Genomic DNA, 1,319 nt, shown 5'->3' with positions numbered 1-1,319 from the left:
GTCCGGGTACAAACCGGGGACATCCTTTACGTTTTAAACCGGAGACATCGTTTACGTTTTAAACCGGAGACATCGTTTACAGGTGTGAAATACGGTCAGGAGGTACCTGACCATGCCTTGGAATCGAGAATCACCACTGGATCAAAGAGTCAAACTGATCGCCGACTGGCTATCGGACGGCTATTCAAAAAACGACTTGGCCCGCCACTACGGAATCAGCCGCCCCACACTGGATAAATGGCTGGCTCGTTACGACGCACTGGGTGCAGACGGACTTAAAGAGCTGTCTAGGCGTCCCCATACCAGCCCTCATCACATCAGTGATGAGGCGCTTGAATTGTTAATCGCCTGCAAGGGTGAGCATCCGAGCTGGGGACCGGAAAAGCTTGTGCATATTCTCAAACAGACTCACCCACACCTGTCCTGGCCTGCCGTCAGCACCGCTGGCGACTGGCTCAAACGTGCGGGTCTGGTGCAGAAACGTCGCTTCCTGAACCGTCCACCCGCGGGGCGAAACCCTTTGCGTGAGGCCACAGCGCCCAACCAAACGTGGGCAGCCGATTTCAAAGGAGACTTCGCCCTTCAGAACGGGCAGCGCTGTTTTCCTCTGACGATTACCGACCATGTCAGCCGCTTCCTGCTCGTCTGTAAGGCACAGGGCAGCACGGCGGGCGCGCGTGAAGGGTTCGATCAGGCGTTTCGGCAGTACGGCCTTCCGGATGTAATCCGCACGGACAACGGCTCACCATTTGCCTCCAATGGCGTGTCACGAATCTCAAGCCTTGCGGCTTGGTTTATACGTTTGGGGATCTACCCCGAGCGAATCCAGCCAGGGCGCCCCGATCAGAATGGTCGCCATGAGCGCATGCATCGAACGCTCAAGGCCGCGCTGCTGAAGGCCCCTGAGCATAATCTGGTGCAGCAGCAATTGGCGTTTGAGAGGTTTCGGCAGGAATTTAATTACGTGCGCCCGCACAAGGCGCTTGGCATGAAGGTGCCTGCAGACCTCTATGTACCCTCCACCCGGTATTACGACGGGCGTTTGCCAGAGGTGAACTATGTGTCGGACATGGAGGTGCGCAAGGTCAGACAAAATGGATCGATGAAGTGGAAAGGCAGGATGATATTTGTCAGCGAATCGCTGGTAGGTGAAGCGCTGGGACTGAGGGAAGTGGAAGATGATGTGTGGGACATCTACCTGTGCGACTACCTGCTCGGCAGGCTGAAAAGCGGCGAAAGCCGCCTGACCAGCCTACAAAAACGTAAAGGATGTCCCCGGTTTGAAACGTAAAGGATGTGTCCGTTTCTACACCGCGAAG

The 1,319-nt window shown here is 56.0% G+C and carries 1 protein-coding gene; it reads left to right on the top strand.

What is annotated here, in order from left to right:
* Positions 1–112 precede the first annotated feature (112 nt).
* The gene (locus ACWKV9_RS27650) at positions 113–1,291 is read left to right on the top strand and encodes an integrase core domain-containing protein (protein ID WP_483839289.1); all 1,179 of its coding nucleotides are present in this window, start codon (positions 113–115) and stop codon (positions 1,289–1,291) included.
* The last annotated feature ends 28 nt before the right edge of the window (positions 1,292–1,319 follow it).

The organism is Pseudomonas corni, assembly GCF_057128765.1.
Note: the sequence above shows the minus strand (reverse complement) of the source record. Positions and strands in the feature narration are given on the sequence as shown.

Excerpts from the sequence above, each read along its gene's own strand:
- ACWKV9_RS27650 (WP_483839289.1), top strand. The coding sequence starts at position 113 with ATGCCTTGGAATCGAGAATCACCACTGGATCAAAGAGTCAAACTGATC.